Annotated in this window: 3 protein-coding genes; all 3 read left to right on the top strand. The window is 56.2% G+C overall.

Annotated features, from left to right (window positions below; all coding sequences use genetic code 11):
• Nucleotides 1-161 precede the first annotated feature (161 nt).
• On the top strand, nt 162-1,166 hold the full coding sequence (locus tag OSA81_13720) for an NADP-dependent oxidoreductase (protein MDE0900060.1): 1,005 nt from the start codon (nt 162-164) through the stop codon (nt 1,164-1,166).
• A gap of 18 nt (nt 1,167-1,184) precedes the next feature.
• Nucleotides 1,185-1,514: a heat shock protein HspQ gene (gene hspQ / locus OSA81_13715; protein MDE0900059.1), complete on the top strand. Its 330-nt coding sequence runs from the start codon at nt 1,185-1,187 to the stop codon at nt 1,512-1,514.
• Nucleotides 1,515-1,704: 190 nt separating this feature from the next.
• Nucleotides 1,705-2,164 (top strand): aldo/keto reductase (locus OSA81_13710; protein ID MDE0900058.1); only part of this gene is annotated, 460 nt, incomplete at its 3' end.

Raw genomic sequence — 2,164 nt, 5'->3', positions numbered from 1 at the left:
GCTGATTCCGAGGTCTTCGGGGCGAAATGACCTACGTTTAGGAACAACGAAATGGGTTCCAGGCAGCATGAATTTCGGAGTCCGGCGGTGTTCTCCAACACGACAGGATCTCCGTGCAAGGGTCCATCTCGAAAAAAGTCAACAAGTCAGAGGACACTTCGATGAGCGAAAACAGACAGGTCATGATCGATTCCCTTCCCAGCGGCGCGTTGAAGGTTTCAGACTTCGCGGTCCGAACCACCAGCGTCCCCGAACCGGGTGAGGGCGAGGTTCTCTCACGAACACTCGCGCTGACCATTGGCGCGGGACAACGCGCCGGTCTGCAGGGAAGTGCGAGCTACGCGGGCGTCGCGAAGACGGATACCGTCATGACCGGTACGGGAGTCGCCCGGGTCGAGATCAGCAACACGCCAGACTTTTCAGTCGGAGACCTCGTTGTCGGTCGGACGGATTGGCAGGACTACTCGGTCCTGTCGGGTCGCCATCTCAGCCGGATCGACGAAGCTGCGGATCCTGCCCTTCATCTGGGCACACTTGGAACGAACGGACTGACGGCATATTTCGGATTGCTCGACGTGGGAGGCGTCAAAGAAGGAGAAACCGTCGTCGTCTCTGCCGCGGCGGGTTCCGTCGGTCACATGGTCGGCCAGATCGCCAAGTTGAAAGGATGTCGAGTCGTCGGTGTCGCGGGCTCGGACGAGAAATGCCAGATCCTCACCAAGGAACTGGGCTTCGACGCCGCCGTCAATTACAAGAACTCCGATTTCCGTGCGGCGTTTAAGGCCACCACACCCGATCGGATCGATGTCTATTTCGACAATACGGGCGGCGACATCCTGGGCAGTGCACTGTTTCGCATGAACGCTCATGGACGGATCGTCTGTTGCGGTGCCGTCAGTCAGTACGACACGTCGAATCCCGCTGGCAGTCCTCGTGGCATACCGGGATTGCTCGTCAATAATCGAGTCAAGATGGAAGGCTTCCTGGTCTTCGATTTTGCGCAGCGCTACGAAGAGGCGCGGACCGAACTACTGACATGGATCAAGAGTGGACAGCTCGTCCCACGCATGACCGAGTTTCATGGCCTCGAAAGTGCGGGAGAAGCCTTCGTCGAACTCCTCGCCGGCGGGACCGTCGGCACCACGATCATTCGAGTGGCGGAGTAAGGAGGTAGGGAAGGGAATATGGGAACCGTAACCAATATCAGCAGAACACAATTCGGAATTGGCGATCTGGTTTGTCACCGACTCTTTCAGTATCGCGGCGTCATCGTCGACGTTGATCCCGATTTTCAATCGACCGAGGAGTGGTACGAGGCCGTTGCAAGATCGCGTCCTCCGAAGGACAAGCCCTGGTACCACGTACTAGTCGATGGGGCGGAGCACTCGACCTACGTAGCGGAGCAAAACCTGGAACCCGATGACAGCGACGCCCCCATCAATCATCCGATGCTCGAGTACTTCTTCGCCCGGTTCGAGAATGGGCGATATGTGGGTAATAACCGCGCCAATTGACGCCTGGATCTGGGGATAGGACATTCAAGCTGGGTTCCGGCACAACGTCCGAGCCTGGGCGTTATGTTAAATCCCTATGGGGAGCCCGTGACGGGACGATTTTAAGCTGCGCGCGTCCCATGGGGGACAAGGATTGTCTGACGTACATATTACGTTAGGTTGAACGCCATTATGTGATGGAGAGTTAGCAGTGAATAGACAGAATTTTGCCGGATTGTTTGATGTCAGTCGTTTGACGCTGGGCGGTGGGGGGATCGGCCAGGTCTGGGGCGAGACGTCACAGGAAGAAGCGATCGCGACGGTTCGTTCTGCCTACGAACATGGCATTAATTTGTTTGATCTGGCGCCATTGTATGGCCGGGGGGAAGCCGAGACCGTTATGGGGCTGGCGTTCCCCGATGGGTATCCAGATGAAGTTCATATAACGACAAAATGCATGCTCGGTGCCATTAAGGGTCCGCTCGTAGAGCAGGCTCTGTTCGATTCATTGGACATGAGTCTTGCACGGATGAAACGCGATTCGGTAGACGTTTTTATTTTGCACGGATATGTCATACCCGATAACTGGACGTCACCTCTCAGGGGAGACATGTTGGCCCGGATAGCGGTTGAATGGACAACCTATTGCAACCACGTTATTCCAGCGTTCG

Source organism: Longimicrobiales bacterium (assembly GCA_028823235.1).
Lineage (GTDB): Bacteria > Gemmatimonadota > Gemmatimonadetes > Longimicrobiales > Gaopeijiaceae > UBA2589.
The sequence above is the reverse complement of the archived record's forward strand: the minus strand, read 5'-3'. Positions and strand labels throughout refer to the sequence as shown.